Here is a 19,136-nt window from a genome sequence, read left to right as displayed (position 1 = left end):
GAAAGCTCACCTTAGGATTCGGAGGCGAAACGGATATGAAGAAGATACTAGTAACCGGTTCATCGGGCCAAATCGGCAGTGAGCTTGTCACCGCGCTGCGCGCCCGTTATGGAGAAGATCAAGTCATTGCGACCGATATTAAACCAAGCCATGCACCTGCAGCGGCAGCCGGACCTTTCGAACTGCTTGATGTGAACAATCGGCAAGCCTTCCTTGATATCGCGCGCAAATATAACATAGATACCGTGATCCACCTCGCCGCACTTCTGTCAGCGACTGCCGAAGCAAACCCGCTGTTCGCCTGGGAGCTGAACATGGGTGGACTCTTGAATGCGCTTGAAGTAGCCAGAGAACTGAAATGTCAGTTCTTTACTCCGAGCTCGATCGGCGTGTTCGGGCCGGATTCGCCAAAGGATCTCACGCCGCAAGTGACCATTCAGCGTCCGATCACCATGTATGGCATTAACAAAGTAGCGGGCGAGCTGCTGTGCGACTATTATTATCGTAAGTTCGGCGTTGATACGCGAGGCTTGCGTTTCCCTGGTCTGATTTCGTACCTCACGCCTCCTGGCGGAGGGACGACCGATTATGCAGTAGCGATGTTCTTCGAAGCGATCCGCGGCGGCGAATATAGCTCATATATTAATAAGGGAACATTCATGGATATGATGTACATGCCTGATGCCATCGACGCCATCATCCAACTGATGGAGGCCGATTCCGCTAAGCTGATCCACCGTAACGCCTACAATGTTTCCGCGATGAGCATAGATCCGGAGCAGTTGGCTGCCGAAATCAGAAAGCTGCTGCCCTCGTTCAAGCTTACTTATCAGATTGATCCGATAAGAGAGGGAATCGCCCAGAGCTGGCCGAACTCCCTCGATACGTCTGCAGCCCGGAACGAGTGGGGCTTCAAGCCACGCTACACGCTGGAGACGATGGCACAGGATATGCTGTTCCAAATTGCCTCCCGCAATCTCGAATCAAGTAGTGATTCACCCCTAAGCAGCATTATGAAAGTCTCCTAAACGAAAACGAATGCAGCCCCTATCAAAAACGTTTCTTCACCGTACATGCGCGGCTGAGGAACGTTTTTTTGTTTCATCATTTAGCAACCGGATATCGCAAAATCGTCCGAAGCGACTCCGCCGCCGTCTTCCGGAAGTCAGACAAATAAATCTCATGATGCTTCCCGCTAATTGCGAGTCCTTGCTGCTCTATGTACGCATACATGATTGCCAGTGTTTCCGGCTCCGTGCTGAACGGGCCGACATGCAGCATTTGCACGCATGTTCCTTCTGAGAGCTGGCCGAAGCTGACGCTGCTCACCGGTATAAGCGGCTTCTTCTTCACGGCAATCTGCAAGCCCTCTTCCGCAATAGCGGCGGTTACATAGTCCGGCTGACGGATAAGCAGCGTCCACTGCCACAGCTCGCGCGGCGTTTCGAGCGGATCCAGACTCATGTCCTCTACCCACCATTGTCCTTCCAGCTTAGCAACGGTGAAGTCCTGCTCGGCTTGCTTGCACAGCGCTTTAATGCTGTAAGCCGCTGTATACATCGCCTCGATCGCTGCCTTAAAAGACTCGCTTTCAGGAGCGCCGGAGCCTGTAATTTGCAAATAAGGCAAGTTAGGCAAAGTAATCAGCTCAGGCTTCTTACGGGCGCCGTAATAGGTTTTGTCTGCTTTCGTTAAGTCGAGTTTATCCAATTCGCGTTCCTCCCGCTCTTCTCATAATGCCGTTGTCACAGTCTCTAGTATACGTTACATGACTGACAAAGGCAGTCAGTAAATTTGGAATTATTTAGTGTAAGTTGCACGTAAGATAGCTGTAAGTGAACACGTGGTAATATACATCTTGTTCCATACATAGGACGGTTTTTCCAAATAATTACACGAAGAGGTGAGTTAAATTGAAATGGCTTGTACTCATCCACGTCATGTCAGCCATCATTGGGGTAGGCCCAACGTTCTTCATCCACACGCTGTTTGGCAAGAAAGACAGTGTCGGGGAATTGCGCTCAGCGTTTAAACTCGGCAGTAAACTGGAGTTGTTTCCGAAGATTGGCGGCTCGCTCGCCGTCATTACGGGCCTAATTCTCGTTTTCGCGGACGGATGGGAGTTCGTCAGCTTCTGGATTCTGGCCTCGCTTGCGCTCTATATCGCGATTCAAGTGCTGGTAATCGGCTTTGCCGCGCCGGTGACGAAGCAGCTCGGCGTGGAGATCGAGAATTCGAAGTCGCTAAGCGCAGATCAAGTGGTTCCCGACAGTCAGGTTCGATTGCTGAACAAAGCTAACAAGCTCTATTACGGAGCTACGGCGATGGGGACCCTGCTTTTCATTTTCATGGTGCTGAAGCCGTTTTATTAAAGCTGCGCCTACGAGCGGCTTTCGGAAGAGGACGGCGGCGGACGGCTCACCTTATGGTATCCTGATCGGTGCTCCAAACGCGGAGCGCCGATTATTTTTTTTGTTGTATTTCAACCATAAATCCGTCAAACTGTTGGCAATGGAAACTTACGGGAATGGGGCTCGAATAACCAAATGAAGCAAGATCGCAAATGGATGTATTACTTTGGTTTGGTGTTGGTTTCGGCGATTTGGGGAGCTAATTTCGGCGTATCACGTAAAGCGATGGAGACCTTTGATCCGATTCTGTTCGCTTTTCTGCGTTTCTCCATCGCTACGCCATTCTTCTTCCTCTTGCTCTACCTGAAGGAAGGCAGCGTTCGAGTACCGATCAAGGCAGCGTTACAGCTGGCGGCAATCGGCTTGGTAGGCGTAACGGGGCTGGAAATCGCGGTGATGTACTCGATTAAATTAACGACGCTCGCTAACGCATCGCTGTTGAATGTGGCACCGTGGCCGATTTTCGCAGCATTGCTTGGACCGTTATTTATGCGGGAGCGGATGTCGGCTCGTCTGATTGTTGGCGGTGTGGCGGCTATGGCGGGGGTTTGCTTAGTTATTCTGGGCGGATCGGAGGGCTTTGATCTCTCCTCGGATAATATGGTAGGCAATATGCTGGCTCTTGGGGTTAGCGTCATCGGTGCTTTGTATAACCTCGCGTGTATGCCGCTGATGAAGACGTATTCGGCCTTGCGTGTCAGCACCTGGTACATCACCTTCGGCATGCTGTTTATGTTCCCGTTCACGTTAGGCTCGTGGAGTAAGGTAGAATGGGGCTCGCTAACGTCCAGCTCGTATACGGCTATCGCGTTTAACGTGCTGATTTGCACGATATTCTCGTTCATGGTGTGGAATGCGAGCATGTTCAAAATCGGCGCCACACGGGCGAATTTCTTCCGTTATGTCGTCCCGGCTTCGGCGGTTGCGGTAGGTTACTTCTTCTTCAATGAGCAAATCAGCGGCTGGCAGCTGGGCGGTACGGTGTTCATGATTGCCGGACTGGTGTGGATTAGCTTGGAGAAGAAAGGGAATACGGTCCCGATAAATTAAGATAGCCCGTAGAAATTGGACGACCCTCGCTTCATATAGAAGCGAGGGTCTTGTGGTTTGAAGAGACGTACAACGCGCCAAATGCGTCGTCATTCGTTCCTTCTTGTATGTTCACTATGTGCAGGCGTCGTAACTTGCGCCGCAATATATGATAAGCGTAACCGCCAATGTCTTCCTACTTTCAATAAAAAACGTGCACGAAAGCAACGAAAGCCCTAACCTCTCTAACGTCCTTGCGGTTCCTCGACCGCGCCAGTGTGAATCCGTGTTCCTTAAAGCAGCCGTGAATAAAAGGAATTTGAATGTGTGGTGATTTGAAGGGTAATCACAACGAATACGAGGAAAAAACCAGAGGTTACACTTGATACAACTCCTAATTATACACACAACTAGGCTGGAAATCAAGTTCCATTCATTTCTTTTCTTTGGAAACTACAGCGATATGACATTTGTCATGCGAAACAGATTACATTCATGGATGTCAGGCAGGTACTCCATTCGGTACACTAAGGACATCAGAGAAAGCGATATGAGGAGTGAACGATCATGAAAGCTGCAATACAGCTAACCGGTGTCAGCAAGGTGTATAAAGACAAAACGGCCGTAAGCGATTTGACGTTATCCATTGCGGAGGGAACCGTTGTGGCACTGCTCGGTCCGAACGGTGCCGGCAAAACAACAACCGTATCCATGATCCTTGGCATGCACAAGCCGACGAAAGGGACAGTGAAGCTGCTTGGCGGCGATCCCCGTGATCAGCAAGTGCGTGATCGAATCGGTGCGATGCTCCAGGATGTCAGCGTAATTGATGGACTGAAGGTAGGCGAGAGCATCGAATTGTTCCGCAGCTACTACAAGAAGCCGCTGCCGCTCGAATACCTATTGAAGGTTTCCAACCTGACAGAAGAGAAGAACAAGTTCGCAACCGCGTTGTCGGGCGGGCAGCAGAGAAGGCTTGGTTTTGCGCTGGCGCTTGCCGGCGATCCGGATGTTATTTTTCTCGATGAACCGACTGTGGGGATGGACGTCACTTCGCGCCAGCTGTTCTGGGATACGGTCAAAGCGATGGCAGGCAAGGGCAAAACGATTGTGTTGACGACGCATTATCTAGACGAAGCCGACAGCGTTGCTGACCGCATTATCGTAATCAATAACGGTAAGCTGATCGCCGATGGCACGCCAAGCGAGATTAAAGCCGAGACGACAGGACGCGTAATCTCGTTCATCGCAGGTGACAGTGTAACGACCGAATCGCTGCTTGCACTGCCGGATGTGACGGATGTGGAATGGAGCGGTCGCAAAGTGAAGCTGTACAGCTCTGACACGGACCGACTCATTATCGCGTTAGTTGAGAAACGCTTTGATATGCGCGACATCGAAATTCAAACCGGCGGGCTAGAGGATGCGTTCCAAGCGCTCGTGCAGCAGTCAACGAATTAGTCAAATAACCCCTGAGTGATCGGGATAAACTAGTGGGAGTGAAAATAATGAATGGAACTATGGTTAGGGCGACTCTCGCCCAGTGCAAGGCGGAGCTGCTGCGTACGGTCCGCAATAAACGATTCTTTATCTTCTCTATTGTCATGCCGATTATTTTCTACTTCCTGTTCTCCAATATCGTTGGCGACAATAAGGTTGTCGGTGGCGTGGACTGGTCGGCTTATTACCTCATGTCGATGACTTGCTATGGCATTATCGGAGCCAGCTTCTCGACCTACAGTATCCGCTTAGCACGTGAACGCTCGCAAGGATGGATTCGCATGCTGCGCATTACCCCGCTTCCATCATGGGCTTATATCGTATCGAAAATCGCATCACAAGCCATCATCAATCTCTTCATCGTTGTTATGATGTTCCTGATTGGCGGTATCGCTAAGGGTATCGACTTGCCTGCTTCGACCTGGATTGCAAGCGGAGCATGGATTTGGCTCGGCGGGTTGTCGTTTATGACGCTTGGCACCTTGTTCGGCACAATGCGCAATCCGGATGCCGTACAGGTATTGAGTACGGTCGCTTATATGGGTCTGTCTGTTGTGGGCGGTCTGTGGATGCCGGTTGAAACGATGTCCTCCACCATGCAGAAGGTAGCCGAGGTAACACCCACGTACCGACTCGGGCAAGGGGCTTGGAACATTATCGGCGGCCATTCCTTGGATTGGTCGGGAATCGGCATTCTGGCAATTTACGTAGTCGTTCTGATGGTGGTATCATCATGGATAATGAAAAAGCAGGAAGCGGTGTAACGGAATGCGGAACATGATGAAGCGGCCACAAGTCGGACCACCTGTGTTATTTGCAATGATATGGTTAGTCTATCTTGTGTTCCCGCTTTATCATTTATTCAATCAGCCGCCAGTCAGGGTTGCGTTGGGGTTGACGGCAGTCGTTATTTTTATAGCGATGTACATTTATAGCTACTGTTTTGAACGGGGGCGTCTCTTGTGCATACTCGGGATGCTCTTGATCGTCGGAGCGTTCTGTTTCAGCAGTGAAGGTGCTTTGTATATGGCTTTCTACCCAGCGCCGGTTATTGGAATGCTGACCAATCGCAAGCAACTTACCCTTGCTATGGGCGGGCTTGTGGCTCTGTTTGCGTCGACGATGTGGTATTGGAAGATGTATAACCACACAGATGCGCTGTTGCAGTTTGTTCCGGCGATGATTGTCATCATCGTTGTTCCCTTCGCTCTGGTGTTAGGCCGGAGGTCGAAGGAGCTTCGGAAGAAGCTGGGCCTGGCAAACGAAGAAATTTCGCGATTGTCCAAGAATGAGGAGCGGCAGCGTATCTCAAGGGATTTGCATGATACGCTCGGTCATACGTTGTCGCTTATAACGCTGAAGAGTGAGCTCGCGGAGAAGCTTATTCTTAAGCAGCCTGAGCGGGCCGTGCAGGAGGTGCGCGATATTCAGGCGACCTCGCGTGCTGCGCTTCGTCAGGTACGGGAGCTGGTGTCCGGGATGAACGCGGTGAAGCTGCGTGACGAGGTCGATCAGGCGAAGCGCATCTTGGCTGCTGCGGGTATCGTATTGGAGCGCGGGGAGAGCGACTTTGAACGGGAGCTGCCATCGCCGCTGCTTGATAATATTCTGGGGATGTGCCTGCGGGAATCCGTGACAAACATCGTCAAGCACAGTCGTGCGCGGGTATGTACGCTTCGACTGGAATGGGAACCGGGCAAGCTGAAGCTGATCGTGGCGGATGACGGAATCGGAGTGAGCAAGAGCAGTGAGGCTGCAGGTCAGCGGCCGCTCGATATAGGCGGTGGATTACTTGGCGGCAATGGTTTGCGGGGCATGAGAGAGCGTCTTAAATTAATCGATGGCGATCTTGTCTTGGAGTCAGTAGGAAGAGGCACTGTGCTGACGTTTACGGTTCCACTGGTGGAGAAATCGGGCGGCAAGGGAGGAGGATGAGCGGTGAAAATTGTGGTAGCTGAAGATCAAGGCATGCTGCGCGGCGCGCTGAGTGCGTTGCTGGACATGGAGGATGACATCGAAGTGATCGGTCAAGCGGAGAATGGCAAACAAGCGCTGGATATGATCCGCGAGCTGTCTCCCGATCTCTGCGTCATGGACATTGAGATGCCGGAGATGAGCGGCCTCGATGTAGCGGAGAAGCTGAAGGAGCTGGCCCATCCGTGCCGGGTGGTCATCCTGACGACCTTCTCTCGCTCGGGGTATTTCCAGCGGGCGATGAAGGCTGGCGCGCGCGGATTCCTGCTCAAAGATTCGCCGATCGACGAGCTTGGCGCAGCACTTCGCACCGTGTCGCAAGGCGGCCGCGCGGTTAGTCCGGAGCTGGCGCTATCGTTCTGGGAAGCGGAGAATCCGCTCACCGAACGGGAGCAGGAAGTGCTCCGGCTCGCGGCTGCGGGTCTGACCGCAAGCGACATCGCGGGGCGGTTATTCCTCTCAGCGGGGACGGTCCGCAATTACTTGTCCGAAGCGATCCAGAAGCTGGAGGCGAAGAACCGTATCGACGCGATTGGGATCGCGGAGAAGAATGGGTGGATCTAGGTTTAGATCACCCATTACCCCGATTTCCCGTTAAAGTAGATCCCTAGGTAATCTACTGTTTTATTATCCTTGAATTCCTTCTAACTTAGTTCCCTGCGTGATCTACAATCTCCTATTCCCCGAAGATCCATCGATGTGGATCTCTCTACGTATGCTACTTTACTCGCTGAGAGGTACCCAGTACCCCACATTGACCAGAAACCACCGTTTCGCGCTGAAGAGAGGTACTCAGTACCCCACATTGTCTAAAAACTAACATTGCACGCTGAAGAGAGGTACCCAGTACCCCACATTGACCAAATATTAAAAAGGCTGCCCCCATCATCTTAGCGATGACAAAAACAACCCCTCAGTAACATCATCTGTGTATCGTTACTCCGGTCTTTCTAGGCTTCGATTATGTCATGCTCCGCTTTCGCGACGGTAAAGTAGAATTCCACGCCGCTGCCGTGGTTGCGCACGCCGAAGGTGCTGCCGTGCAGCAGCAGAATATGCTTCACGATGGCGAGCCCGATGCCGGTTCCGCCCAGCTCGCGGCTGCGGGAATGGTCGGTGCGGTAGAATTGCTCCCAGATGCGCTTTAGCTCGGCTTCCGGAATCGCTTCGCCTTCATTCCAGAGTGAGAGCAGCCACTGATCGGGCTCCTCGGCAATTCGCAGCTCGATGGCTCCGGCTTGTACGGTGTGGCGGATGGCGTTGCTCATGAGGTTCGCCAGCACCTGCTCCAGCCGGAAACGGTCACCGTACGCCGGCATCTCGGCCTTCTCCTCCGGAAGTATTGCGTTCAATGCGATCGCCTTGCGCTCCAGCGGCTCCGCGTGACGCTGCAAGAAAGCATTCGCACATGCGCGCAGATCGAAGCTGCCGCTGACGAGCCGATATTTGCCGGATTCCAGCTGCGCCAAATCCAGCATATCGTTAACGAGACCCGACATTCGGCTGGTCTCGTCCATGATAACACCGAGATACTGCTCGCGTTTCTCGGCGCCTCCGATCCCATCGCGCAAGCCTTCGGCATACCCGCTAATGAGACTGATCGGCGTCTTGAGCTCATGCGAAACACCTGCAACGAATTCACGCCGCATCGCTTCCAGCTGCTTTTCTTTCTCGAATTCTTCCTTGAGCTGTACATTCGCTGCCTGTAGCTCGCCAAGCGCATGCTGAAGATTATCCGACAGAAAATCAAACGTCTGCGACAGACTCCCAATCTCATCATTACGCTTGATGCCGCTCTTCACCGAGAAATCCAGCTTCGAGAGACGAAGCGCAACCTGATTCAGCTTGCGCAGCGGCTTCGTAATCATGCCGGAGTAGAGGAAGGACAGCAGCAGGATGAGCACGATGGCGAGTCCATAGAAATACAGATAGAAGTCTTTGATAACCGTCCCCGCATCGCTGACCGGCTGCAGCGATGAGACTGCAAACAGCACTTGGCGAGTGCCGTCTACAGGAGGCAACGCAGCGGCTGCAATGAGCTGGTTGTTGCCAATATTCATCGGGCCAAAGCCTTTACTGCGATACACGACGGTTTCGCCTCGGTCGAACACCCGGTTCACCTTCTCCGGATCTTGCAGCCATTGGACGACACCTGTCATCAAATTGTCTACTTGCTCCTGCGAGACCGGATTTTGAATCATCCGCATCACATCGCCGTTTAGCTGATCAATGCTAATAAAGATACGTCTTTGCTGCTGACCCGCACCGATCGCAATGGCCTTAATTCCCTCTTCATCAAATTCAAACTTGGCCGTCAGCGCGAAGTATCTGTTCTCGAAGGGGGAGAAGTACAGCGGTAATCCCGTTCCCCCGGAGGTCATTTCTCCCGATAATCCTGCAGGGAGCGGCATGCGGAAATCCCCGAAAAACCGCTCGAAAGTCGATCCGTTACCACCTTCGGCAGGAGCGGACTCAGACGCTGAGTCCGACTCGGCCCTTGACTCTGATTTGACTTTGAAGCTTACACCGGGACTTGTTAGCCCGCTTGCAGGGGCAGTGGTACGTCTTGCATTTGTACTTGTCCCCGGATCTCCCGCATCTCCATCGGTCCCCGTCTCCGAGTCAGGGGCAGGCACTGCTGTATTCGTCCCCGGCGTCCCCGCGTCGGTTCCCGAGGGAGGCGTGTCGCCCACCACGACATACTTGTTCCGAAGTTCCGTAAATTCACGCTTGATGGCCTTGATTTTCTGCCGTTCATAATAGCTCTCGAAGAAGAACAGCTGCAGCACCATAATGAGGGTGATAAACACGATGAACACGATGGTCGTGACGGTAAACAGCTTAAACGCAACGCTCCGCCCGCGCTTCATCGTTTCACCTTGAGCTGATAGCCGTTGCCGCGCACGGTGCAGATCAGCTCCGCCTTGCTGCCGAGCTTCTGCCGCAGACGCTTAATATGGGTATCGACCGTTCGCGCATCGCCGAAATAATCGAAGCCCCATACATGATTGAGCAGCATGTCCCGCGTTAATACGATATTCCGGTTGCGGTACATATACAGCAGCAAATCATATTCCTTCGGCGACAGCGTCAGCTCCTCGCCATCGACCTTCACCTCGTGCGAAGCCTCTTTGATCGTCAGCCCATCGAGCGTGATCAAGCTGCCGTCTTGGTCGTCTCCGGCCTTAGAAACCGAGGTCGAAGCAGCAGCTGCGGCCAAGAGTTCTACTCGTTTCAACAGCGCCTTCACCTTCGCGGTCAGCTCCTTCGGGCTGAACGGCTTCGTCATGTAATCATCCGCGCCGAGATCATAGCCAAGAAGCTTGTCGTCCTCGGCTGACCGAGCCGTCAGCATAATAATCATCACATCGGACCGTTCTCGAATCGAACGGCAGACGCTGTAGCCGTCCAGCTTCGGCATCATAATATCCAAGATGACGAGTGCGACCGGTTCTGCCGCGAACCGGAGCAGCGCTTCTTCGCCGTTGGCTGCCTCGATAACCGTAATATTTTCCCCATGCAAGTAATCGACAATGAGCTGCCGCATAAGGGGCTCATCCTCGACAAGTAGTACATGTCCGCTCACAATACCGTTTCCTCCTTCATTGTCACACAGCTGTCACATCGCGCTTTTACAGTTACAAGTGAGAAGAAACGGTTCATGCCGTTCTTTAGCTGGGCGCGTTGCAGAGAAGGATCCCCAAAATCGATTTGCTGCACGCCCGAAGCAAAAGCATTCGCTCTCACTATCGTATAGGAGGTTGTTATGAAATTCAATCGCTTGCTGCAGCGAGACAGCAGTGCGGCGGTCGTGTTCCTTCTGCCGAGTCTGATCGGCTTCGGGCTGTTCTTCCTGATTCCGTTTGCGGCAGGATGCTACTATTCGCTGGTGGACAGTCCGGTGAACGGCAGCTTCGTCGGCCTCTCCAATTATGTGGAGCTGCTGGAGAGCAGCTCATTTCGCAAGGCGGCATCGAACACCGCATTGTTCACGGCCGTAAGCGTTCCGCTGCTGATGGTCATTTCGTTACTACTGGCGCTTCTGCTCACGCGTGATGTGTATGCCCGAAACTGGCTGCGCACGTTCTATGTCATGCCGCTGGTCGTTCCGGTCGCTTCGATCGTGATGCTGTGGCAGATATTATTCGACGGCAACGGTTTTCTGAATGCTTTCCTGCAAGAGCATGGGCTGGCAACGAAGGACTGGATGGGCTCGGGAACGGCAAGAACCGTTGTATTGCTGGTCTTTCTGTGGAAGAACACGGGCTATAACATGGTGCTTTATCTGGCAGGTTTGCAAAATATCCCGGAGGACTATTACGAAGCCGCATCTGTGGAAGGTGCAGGCTGGTGGTGGAAGCTGCGCCATATTACGCTTGTTTACTTGACACCGACGGCGTTCTTCGTCTTCGTCATGTCGGTTATCGGTTCGTTCAAAGTGTTCCGCGAGACGTATCTGATTGCAGGGGAATATCCCGATGAGAGCATCTACATGCTGCAGCATTATATGAACAATATGTTTCTGTCCTTGGATTACCAGAAGCTGACCTCGGCCGCGTATGTGATGGCGCTTGTCATTACGTTGTTTGTTGCCGTGGTGTTCAGGCTGGAGCGGGCGCTGAGGAGGCGGATGGAATGAGGGAAAAGCCGCGAACTTTTGCCAAAATCATGCTTACTTTCATGCTCGCCCTATTCGCTGCAGGTATGCTGTTTCCACTTGTATTCACGATCAGCAATTCCTTCATGTCGGAGGATGAAATTACGGCAGCCTATGGTATTTTGTCGCCTAGTGCGGAAGGGGATTCCGGGAGCTCATCCGATTCAAAAGCAGATCAGTTCGCCGTGCTCAAGCTGATTCCGGACAAGGTGACGCTCGAGCAGTACGGGGAGGCGCTCTTCCGAAAACCGCAGTTTCTGGCGATGTTTCGGAATGCGGTTGTGATGACGGTGCCGATTATTGCCGGGCAGACCCTCGTTGCGGCACTGGCGGCTTATGCGCTTGGCAAGCTGCAATTTGCGGGACGAGACAAGCTGTTCTTCCTGTACCTCATTACAATGCTCATGCCGTTCCAAGTCACGCTTGTGCCGAATTACATCATGGCTGACCGGCTTGGATTGCTGAATAGCTTCGGTGCAATCATATGGCCCGGCATCTTCGCGGCATTCGGCGTCTTCTTATTGCGACAGTTTATGCTGCAGATTCCAACGGCTTACGTGGAAGCAGGCAAAATGGACGGTGCAGGCCATACGCAGCTGTTCCTGCGCATTGTACTGCCGATGTGCAGGCCGGGACTTGCCGCGCTGGTGATTCTGCTCTTCATCGACAACTGGAACATGGTCGAGCAGCCGCTCATCATGCTGACCGATGCGGTGAAGCAGCCGCTGTCGGTCTATTTGTCCCGGATTCGGGAAGGGGAGCAGGGCATCGCTTTTGCCGTTTCGGTGCTCTATATGGCGCCGATGTTGTTTATTTTTCTCTATGGCGAGAACGATCTCATAGCCGGCATTCAGCTGTCCGGGCTGAAGGGGTAGCCGGGGCTAGGTTGGTGGCAAACAAAAGTACACAACAGTTTAGGAGTGAAGAGAATGTCCACGATGCTGGACGATAATCGCTTGAAGCGACGCAAACGGCTCATGGGCACAGTGCTGATTTTTTTCTTCGGCGCGCTTGCCGTGCTCACGTTCTTCTCGAACACGATTGCGGGCATGGCGCTGCCGAAAGTGACGGTGACGAAGCCTGATTTCGGACAGCTGGAACGTACCGTTTCCGGTGAAGGCGAGCTGGAGGCGGAGAAATCGGAGGAGCTGTACGCCGAAGGCGACGGTGATGTGACGAAGATCCATGTAGAAGAAGGCGACGCCGTCAAGAAAGGGCAGACGTTGATTTCCTATGATACAACGGACGCCAAGCGGGATCTCACGGATGAAGAGACGCGATATGCGCAGGCGAAGCTGCGGATGGAGAAGCAGCGGGAACAGATCATCGATGCGCTGCGGCAGGGCAACGAGTCGTCGGTGCGTGATCTTAAACGTGACTTGAAAATTGCCGAGTACGATCTGGACATTCAGCGCCGAAAGCTCGAAACGATGCGCGAAGACATTGTGAGCAGCAGCGCTGTTCGTGCGCCGTTCGACGGCATCGTAACCAAGCTGCAAGCGACGGAGGGGCTGCCTTCCTCGCGTGGGCAGGCTGTGGCTGAACTGGCGGATGTAAGCGAGGGACTTATCTTCAGCTTTACCGACGACGCAGACGATGCGGATAAGCTGCGCATCGGTGAAACGGTGTCGTTGTCGGCCTATATCGGCGATAAGCGGAAGATGGTGAAAGGCGCGGTCGACGATATCGAGGACGTAGAAGACAGCGGAGCACTCGGCGGTGGCGGCTCGGGCGATGCCGATGACGAACAGAAGAAAATTACAGTGAAGCTCACCGGTCAGGAGCTGCAGCTTGGCGACCAAGTGAAGCTTTCCGTGAAGAAGACCGGGCGGATCGGCGGTATCATTCTAGCCAGCGATACGGTACAGCAAGGTACCGAAGGGTACTACGTTTGGGTTGTGAAGGAGAAGAAAGGACCGCTCGGCAATATCTATACGGCAGTGAAAGCAGCGGTTACGATCGGTGATTCGGATGCGACGAATACGGAGATTGTGGACGGGATTATGCCGGATGAGAAGGTCGTTGATGAGATGAGCGAGCCGCTAAGCGAGGACCAGCGCGTGCGTTTGAAATAATAGTTTAGATGATCCCAGGGAGTGTGTTCAGAATGAAGAAGAAAGCGAAAACTGCGATTACAACCGGTTGTGTCAGCCTGGCGCTCATGACGGCGATAACAGCGTGCTCAAGTGGAGGCGGCAACGGCGGGAACGCAAATACGGGAGAGCAGCCGCCGGCCAAAACGAAGGATGGCAAGACGGTAGTCACCGTATCCGTTCTGGAGAATGACCGTTTCTTGCAAACGGCGGAAGCGAATTTCGAGAAGGCGCATCCGGACATCGATATCCAGATCACTGCTGCGATTGCAACGCCGGAAATGGGCAAGAAGGTGACCAGAAGAGCGGGCGGCGGGGACGAGAATTCGGCGGACAAGGAGAAGTTTCTGAGTACCGTCAACACGGAGCTGATGTCGGGCAAAGGCGCGGATCTTATAGCGGTGCAGGATCTGCCGTTCAACAAGTATGCGGAGAAAGGACTGCTTACGGATCTTCGGTCGCTGATGAAGGACGATAAAGATTTTAACATTCAAGATTACTATGAGGGCATTATGGATGGGGTGACGGTCGAAGGCAAGCAGGCAGCGCTGCCGCTTCGATTCTCGCTTGATGTGATGCTCGCTAATACGGAGGAGCTGGCTGGGGCAGGTGTTACTGTCGACGATGGCAAATGGACATGGAAGGATTTTACGGATATTGCCCATAAGCTTATGAAGGACGAGGATGGCGACGGCAAGCCGGACAAGTATACGATGAGCGGGATGTCGAAGGATCAGATGCTGCGGTTGATGGTGGAGTCCAGCTATGAGCACTATGTGGATGCGGCGGCGAAGAAGGCGAGCTTTGACCAAGGTGATTTCGCGGCGATGCTGGAAAACTTGAAGGGACTCTACGACGATGGCTTGGTCAGCGATGGGATGCCGGGTCCCGGTCAACAGTCGTTCGGTCATATGAATCTGATGATGCCGATGGATCTGGTTATGCTTCCGGAGATGATGTTCCAGGGCAAAGGTCAGGTATTCCAGACGCCGTCCGGCGGCGAGGCGAAAGGCATGACCTACGACAGCGATCTGATGCTTGCACTGAATGAGAAGTCAGGCGCCAAGAAGGAAGCATGGTCATTCATGAAATACTTGTTGTCCGCCGAGGCTCAGGGAACGCCTGGCATTATGGGCTTCTCCGTGCGCAAGGATATGACGGCGAAACAGGTGGAAGAGTCGATGAACATGCTGGAGAGCGGCAATATCAAGATAGCGGGACCGGAGGGGGAAATTACGCCGCCGACGGTGACGGAGGAAGATGTCAAAGCGATCGTCGATACGATTCCTCGGATCAAGCGGTTCAGCGGCGACGACAGCGCCATAATGGATATGGTGAAGGAAGAGGCAGCGGCGTTCTTCGAGGGCCGAAAGTCGGCGGACGAAGCGGCGAAGCAGCTGCAGAATCGGGCAACGATTTATTTGAACGAATAGTGGGGGAAACACCTTCGGAAAGCGGCTGCGGCTGCTTTCCGAAGGTGTTTTCTTAGTTTCTCGTGAATATCGTCTAATGAGCTCATTTCGGATCGGAGACCGACTCGATAAGCGGAATATCCGCTTATACTCCACACTCGGGAAACCTGCTGCCCCAGCGCCTGAGAGACGGAAAACCCGACTCTCAGCACCCACCACTCAGCATCCCCCCAAGTTTCACAACTCTCGCTCAGAGGTTATTAATATAGTAAAAACGACTAATATCCAAATAATTGTAAATGATAGACAAATTTTATGCTAAGCTAGTAGGAACTACGTGGATAGATTTGCCAATAGCAGGGGGATCACGAGAAACATGAGAACGAAGTGGATCAAAATCGCACTCATTGCCGCCGTCGGCCTAACAGCAGCGAGTCAGCTGGAGACGGCGCCGAAACGAGCGAATGCAGCAGTAGCAGCAGTAACCGGATCACCGAGCGAGTGGGCGAAGCAAGAAATTCAAGACGCGATTACGAGCGGACTTATCCCCTATGGGTTAACGAATAGCTATCGATTGGCATTGACGCGTCAGGAGTTTTGCGAGATGGCCGTTCAGCTCTACGAAGTGCTGACGAATACGAAACCGGCGGAGCCGAAGCAGAATCCGTTCCGGGATACGACGAATTATCGAATCGGCCAAGCTTACGAGCTCGGCATTATTAAAGGGACAAGCCCGAACACCTTCTCGCCCAAGGCGAATGTGACGCGTGAGCAGCTCGCGCTGATGCTCTATAACACGCTGACCAAAGCGGGCTTCCAAACGAAGCTCCAAGAGGGCAAAGGAACGCCGGCGAAGTTCGCGGACGACAAGCAGCTCGCCAAGTGGTCGCGCGATGCGATCAGCATGCTGTCCGGTAACGGCATCATGAAAGGCAATGTGAGCGGCAACCAGCTGCGATTTCAGCCGCGCGTGACGACGACACGGGAGCAGGCCATCGTGCTGGTGTACCGGATTTTCTCGCGGTTCGGGACTTATTTTGTGAACGATGAGGAAGATCTGCTGGGGGCGGCCAAACAATCGCTTCCCGTCGTCATCAAGGATGAGCAGCTCCAAGAAATCGACACCCGAGCGAGAGCGGTGCTTGCAGAGATCATCCGACCGGGTATGACCGAATATGAACGCGAGCTGGCTATTCATGATTATATTTTGCAGCATACCGCCTATGATTACGAGAATTACAAGAATGACACCGTTCCGCCGGAATCGTACTCCGTGTACGGGGTGCTGGTGAATGGCGTCGCGGTATGCCAAGGTTATGCGGGAACCGCTGATCTACTGCTAAGCATGGCGGGAATTGAATCTCATATCGTAATCGGCACGGCAGACGGCGGCAGCCATGCGTGGAACAAAGTGAAGATTGATGGAGCGTATTACAACCTCGATGTCACGTGGGACGATCCTGTTCCGGATGTGGCGGGGAGATTGAACTACGGCTATTTCAACGTGACAGATGAAGCGCTTCGAGAGGATCATGCTTGGAAGGACAATCTTCCGGAAGCTGCCGCCAATACGTTCAATTACTACGTAATCAACGGCCTCACCGTGAACAATCAAGCAGAGTTCGAAGCGAGAATCAGCAGCGCTGTTGAAGCGCGTTTGTCGTCCATCACCATCAAACGCACCTATAAGGACGAGCAAGGGCCAAGCGGCTGGGAAGCTCTGCTGAAGAACTATGGCGAAGTTCTCGCATCTTATTCCTACACGATGGATAATAGCGGTGTTGTGAGCTTCAAGTTTAAGTACCGTTAATGATACAATAAGGACAAAAAAACGGACGGAGTCTCTTGATCCATGATTCGAATTCTTGCCATTACGAACGATCACCATATCCGGCAGTTGAACAAACTGGAAGACTTAAGCAGCGTAACGCATCTTAGATGGTACTGGGTCGATTTCTGCGAGCCAACAGGAGAAGAAGCGAAGCTGTTGGAGGATTATTTTCATTTTCACCCGCTGGCTATAGAGGATTGTCTGCTTTACTTGCAGCGTCCCAAAATGGACCATTACGACGATGTACATTTCTTCGTGCTTCATGCGATTCACGAGCAGACGCTGGAGGCGTCTGAAGTGGATCTGTTTGTCGGTCCGAATTTCTTGGTGACTTACCATCAACTGCAGCTACAGGAGGTCGACCGGGCCTGGGAGAAAATCATCCGCAAACCGCACACGGAAGCCCATGGCAGTCTGCATGCCGCTTATACCGTGATGGATGAGCTGGTGGATCAATATTTTCCGGCGCTGCAGGCAATCGAGGATCAGCTGCTGGAATTAGGCGGCTCCGATCAAGGATTCCGAACGGACCTCAGCCATGTGTTCGAAATTCGAAACAAGCTGCTCCGGCTGCGCAAAACAATCGTCCCTATGCGAGACTTACTGTATCGGATCCTCAATACGCAAAGAATCGAGGCTTTAAAGCATTATCATCACTTCTTCACCGATATCTACGATCATCTGCTGAAGCTGGCGGAGATGGTCGATTCCAATCGCGATATGACCTCGGATCTGCGGGATCACTATATGTCGCTTAATTCCAATCGGATGAATACCATCATGAAAACATTGACGGTCATTACCGTCATCTTCATGCCGCTGACGTTTATTGCCGGTATTTATGGCATGAATTTCTCCAATATGCCCGAGCTCGGCTGGCATGCAGGCTACTATATCGTGCTTGTGTTTATGGTGCTGCTTGCGTTGGGCATGTTTGCTTGGTTTAAGTTCAAGGGTTGGTTTGAATAGATCAATGATGATTGAATAGATCAATGATGATTGAAATTGAATAGAGAAATTATCCTTAGGGAACGGTAAGTTATACGACTCACCCTTAAGGAGGCGGCAGAAATAATGGCAAGAAGAAGTCGGAGGAAGCACCTGGTACCGGGCGCAGAAGCTCAGATGAGTGCATTTAAGGCGGAAGTGATGCGCCGTGAAGGCTATGTCGTAAATGCGAGCAGGCCTGATGATGTGAAATATGAAGTGGCGAAATCGCTCGGCATTCCGCTGGAGCACGGTTACAACGGCCAGTTATCGACGGAATCAGCAGGTCAAATCGGCGGTCAGATCGGCGGAGCGATGGTCAAAGAGCTGGTGCGGATGGCGCAGGAGAAGCTGGCACGCCAGAACACGGAACATTAATGAAGGCCATCAATGATAAACGTGCTTAACGAAACCATCAGCAGGAAGCTGGTGGTTTTTTGCATGTCACTAACGGTTTTCAGTATTTTTTCAGAAACGATTCATACTGTTTTCATCTTCATCGGTTAAGCTGGAGGTAACATGCTTAAGTAGGATGGGGGATTGGACGATGCCTGCCGCGATATTGGTTATCGAAGACGATTATTATATACAAGAGCTCATTGCTGAGTTTCTTCGGGCACAACAATATGAGGTGGATGTAGCAGGGGACGGATTGGAAGGCTGGGAGAAATTTCAGCAATCGTCGTACGACCTCGTCATCTTAGATTTGATGCTGCCTTCCATGCATGGCTACGAGATATGCCGCAGCATTCGCGAGCGTTCCGATACGCCGGTCATCGTACTGACGGCACTGGGCGAGGAGAAGGATCAGCTGCGCGCGTTCGAGGAAGAAGCGGATGATTATGTGACGAAACCATTCTCGTTCCATGTATTGATGAAACGGGTGGAGGCCGTCCTTAGGCGCACGCGCAGCGGGCTTTCCGGGGAGCAGCTGTTCGACGGTAGACTGAGGCTGGATGCCGATGCTTACAAAATCTACGTCGACGGCAAGCTCATAGACACGACGACGAAGGAATTCGATATTCTGCATACGCTCGTACATAACGCCGGACGGATTATGACACGTGACATGCTGCTGGACAAAGTATGGGGCTACGACTTCTACGGCGATTCCCGTATCGTCGATGCTCATATTAAGAATATCCGCAAGAAGCTCGGCATCTCCGTCATTCGTACGGTAAAAGGGGTCGGCTACTCGCTGGAGTCTGAGCTGGCGTTGGTGGAAGGATGATCCGGCGCAAG

The 19,136-nt window shown here is 52.7% G+C and carries 18 protein-coding genes; 15 read left to right on the top strand and 3 right to left on the bottom strand.

Features of this window, described 5'->3' with window-relative positions; translation table 11 throughout:
• Positions 1-35 precede the first annotated feature (35 nt).
• Complete coding sequence (locus AC0YN4_RS22415; protein WP_475782696.1) at positions 36-1,028, top strand: L-threonine 3-dehydrogenase; 993 nt, start codon at positions 36-38, stop codon at positions 1,026-1,028.
• Positions 1,029-1,104: 76 nt separating this feature from the next.
• On the opposite strand, the gene AC0YN4_RS22410 is transcribed toward AC0YN4_RS22415, so the two are convergent.
• Entirely contained in the window at positions 1,105-1,710 is a 606-nt protein-coding gene (locus AC0YN4_RS22410) for a GyrI-like domain-containing protein (RefSeq protein ID WP_475782695.1), read from the bottom strand.
• A gap of 203 nt (positions 1,711-1,913) precedes the next feature.
• Between AC0YN4_RS22410 and AC0YN4_RS22405 the strand changes: the two genes are divergently transcribed.
• The 6 genes from AC0YN4_RS22405 to AC0YN4_RS22380 all read left to right on the top strand — a co-directional run bounded on the left by AC0YN4_RS22405 (position 1,914) and on the right by AC0YN4_RS22380 (position 7,478).
• A complete protein-coding gene (locus tag AC0YN4_RS22405) occupies positions 1,914-2,372 on the top strand; it encodes a DUF2269 family protein (protein ID WP_475782694.1) in 459 nt (152 codons plus the stop codon).
• A gap of 174 nt (positions 2,373-2,546) precedes the next feature.
• Entirely contained in the window at positions 2,547-3,461 is a 915-nt protein-coding gene (locus AC0YN4_RS22400) for a DMT family transporter (protein ID WP_475782693.1), read from the top strand.
• Positions 3,462-4,007: 546 nt separating this feature from the next.
• Positions 4,008-4,901, top strand: coding sequence for an ABC transporter ATP-binding protein (locus tag AC0YN4_RS22395; RefSeq protein WP_475782692.1), 894 nt, complete (start codon positions 4,008-4,010; stop codon positions 4,899-4,901).
• Positions 4,902-4,948: 47 nt separating this feature from the next.
• Complete coding sequence (locus AC0YN4_RS22390; protein WP_475782691.1) at positions 4,949-5,704, top strand: ABC transporter permease; 756 nt, start codon at positions 4,949-4,951, stop codon at positions 5,702-5,704.
• 13 nt (positions 5,705-5,717) lie between these two features.
• Positions 5,718-6,875 (top strand): sensor histidine kinase, encoded by a 1,158-nt coding sequence (locus AC0YN4_RS22385; protein ID WP_475836812.1) that lies wholly within the window; start codon positions 5,718-5,720, stop codon positions 6,873-6,875.
• 3 nt (positions 6,876-6,878) lie between these two features.
• Entirely contained in the window at positions 6,879-7,478 is a 600-nt protein-coding gene (locus AC0YN4_RS22380; protein WP_475782689.1) for a response regulator transcription factor, read from the top strand.
• Between the two features lie 386 nt (positions 7,479-7,864).
• Here the strand turns inward: AC0YN4_RS22380 and AC0YN4_RS22375 are convergent, their stop codons facing one another.
• Positions 7,865-9,784: a sensor histidine kinase gene (locus AC0YN4_RS22375; protein WP_475782688.1), complete on the bottom strand. Its 1,920-nt coding sequence runs from the start codon at positions 9,782-9,784 to the stop codon at positions 7,865-7,867.
• Entirely contained in the window at positions 9,781-10,500 is a 720-nt protein-coding gene (locus tag AC0YN4_RS22370) for a response regulator transcription factor (RefSeq protein WP_475782687.1), read from the bottom strand. Before AC0YN4_RS22370 ends, AC0YN4_RS22375 begins: the two co-directional genes overlap by 4 nt.
• Before the next feature lie 180 nt (positions 10,501-10,680).
• Here AC0YN4_RS22370 and AC0YN4_RS22365 point away from each other — a divergent pair, with 180 nt between their 5' ends.
• From AC0YN4_RS22365 to AC0YN4_RS22330, 8 genes are all read left to right on the top strand, one after another.
• Positions 10,681-11,553: a carbohydrate ABC transporter permease gene (locus AC0YN4_RS22365; RefSeq protein ID WP_475836811.1), complete on the top strand. Its 873-nt coding sequence runs from the start codon at positions 10,681-10,683 to the stop codon at positions 11,551-11,553.
• Positions 11,550-12,446, top strand: a complete 897-nt coding sequence (locus AC0YN4_RS22360; RefSeq protein WP_475836810.1) for a carbohydrate ABC transporter permease — start codon at positions 11,550-11,552, stop codon at positions 12,444-12,446. Before AC0YN4_RS22365 ends, AC0YN4_RS22360 begins: the two co-directional genes overlap by 4 nt.
• Positions 12,447-12,500: 54 nt before the next feature.
• Positions 12,501-13,646 carry an efflux RND transporter periplasmic adaptor subunit gene (locus AC0YN4_RS22355; RefSeq protein WP_475782684.1) on the top strand — a complete coding sequence of 382 codons (1,146 nt, stop codon included), beginning with the start codon at positions 12,501-12,503 and terminating at the stop codon, positions 13,644-13,646.
• Positions 13,647-13,678: 32 nt separating this feature from the next.
• The gene (locus AC0YN4_RS22350; RefSeq protein ID WP_475782683.1) at positions 13,679-15,097 is read left to right on the top strand and encodes an ABC transporter substrate-binding protein; all 1,419 of its coding nucleotides are present in this window, start codon (positions 13,679-13,681) and stop codon (positions 15,095-15,097) included.
• A gap of 355 nt (positions 15,098-15,452) precedes the next feature.
• Positions 15,453-16,886: an S-layer homology domain-containing protein gene (locus tag AC0YN4_RS22345; protein WP_475782682.1), complete on the top strand. Its 1,434-nt coding sequence runs from the start codon at positions 15,453-15,455 to the stop codon at positions 16,884-16,886.
• A gap of 42 nt (positions 16,887-16,928) precedes the next feature.
• A complete protein-coding gene (corA, locus tag AC0YN4_RS22340; RefSeq protein ID WP_475782681.1) occupies positions 16,929-17,876 on the top strand; it encodes a magnesium/cobalt transporter CorA in 948 nt (315 codons plus the stop codon).
• Between the two features lie 105 nt (positions 17,877-17,981).
• Positions 17,982-18,272 carry a small, acid-soluble spore protein, alpha/beta type gene (locus AC0YN4_RS22335; protein ID WP_475782680.1) on the top strand — a complete coding sequence of 97 codons (291 nt, stop codon included), beginning with the start codon at positions 17,982-17,984 and terminating at the stop codon, positions 18,270-18,272.
• 169 nt (positions 18,273-18,441) lie between these two features.
• A complete protein-coding gene (locus AC0YN4_RS22330; protein WP_090978629.1) occupies positions 18,442-19,125 on the top strand; it encodes a response regulator transcription factor in 684 nt (227 codons plus the stop codon).
• The last annotated feature ends 11 nt before the right edge of the window (positions 19,126-19,136 follow it).

The sequence above is a fragment of the Paenibacillus sp. J22R3 genome (genome assembly GCF_056269305.1).
This window is presented reverse-complemented; position numbering and strand designations above follow the sequence as displayed.

Excerpts from the sequence above, each read along its gene's own strand:
- AC0YN4_RS22415 (WP_475782696.1), top strand. The coding sequence starts at position 36 with ATGAAGAAGATACTAGTAACCGGTTCATCGGGCCAAATCGGCAGTGAG.
- AC0YN4_RS22400 (WP_475782693.1), top strand. The coding sequence starts at position 2,547 with ATGAAGCAAGATCGCAAATGGATGTATTACTTTGGTTTGGTGTTGGTT.
- AC0YN4_RS22395 (WP_475782692.1), top strand. The coding sequence starts at position 4,008 with ATGAAAGCTGCAATACAGCTAACCGGTGTCAGCAAGGTGTATAAAGAC.
- AC0YN4_RS22390 (WP_475782691.1), top strand. The coding sequence starts at position 4,949 with ATGAATGGAACTATGGTTAGGGCGACTCTCGCCCAGTGCAAGGCGGAG.
- AC0YN4_RS22385 (WP_475836812.1), top strand. The coding sequence starts at position 5,718 with ATGATGAAGCGGCCACAAGTCGGACCACCTGTGTTATTTGCAATGATA.
- AC0YN4_RS22375 (WP_475782688.1), bottom strand. The coding sequence starts at position 9,784 with ATGAAGCGCGGGCGGAGCGTTGCGTTTAAGCTGTTTACCGTCACGACC.
- AC0YN4_RS22365 (WP_475836811.1), top strand. The coding sequence starts at position 10,681 with ATGAAATTCAATCGCTTGCTGCAGCGAGACAGCAGTGCGGCGGTCGTG.
- AC0YN4_RS22360 (WP_475836810.1), top strand. The coding sequence starts at position 11,550 with ATGAGGGAAAAGCCGCGAACTTTTGCCAAAATCATGCTTACTTTCATG.
- AC0YN4_RS22355 (WP_475782684.1), top strand. The coding sequence starts at position 12,501 with ATGTCCACGATGCTGGACGATAATCGCTTGAAGCGACGCAAACGGCTC.
- AC0YN4_RS22350 (WP_475782683.1), top strand. The coding sequence starts at position 13,679 with ATGAAGAAGAAAGCGAAAACTGCGATTACAACCGGTTGTGTCAGCCTG.
- AC0YN4_RS22345 (WP_475782682.1), top strand. The coding sequence starts at position 15,453 with ATGAGAACGAAGTGGATCAAAATCGCACTCATTGCCGCCGTCGGCCTA.
- corA (WP_475782681.1), top strand. The coding sequence starts at position 16,929 with ATGATTCGAATTCTTGCCATTACGAACGATCACCATATCCGGCAGTTG.
- AC0YN4_RS22335 (WP_475782680.1), top strand. The coding sequence starts at position 17,982 with ATGGCAAGAAGAAGTCGGAGGAAGCACCTGGTACCGGGCGCAGAAGCT.
- AC0YN4_RS22330 (WP_090978629.1), top strand. The coding sequence starts at position 18,442 with ATGCCTGCCGCGATATTGGTTATCGAAGACGATTATTATATACAAGAG.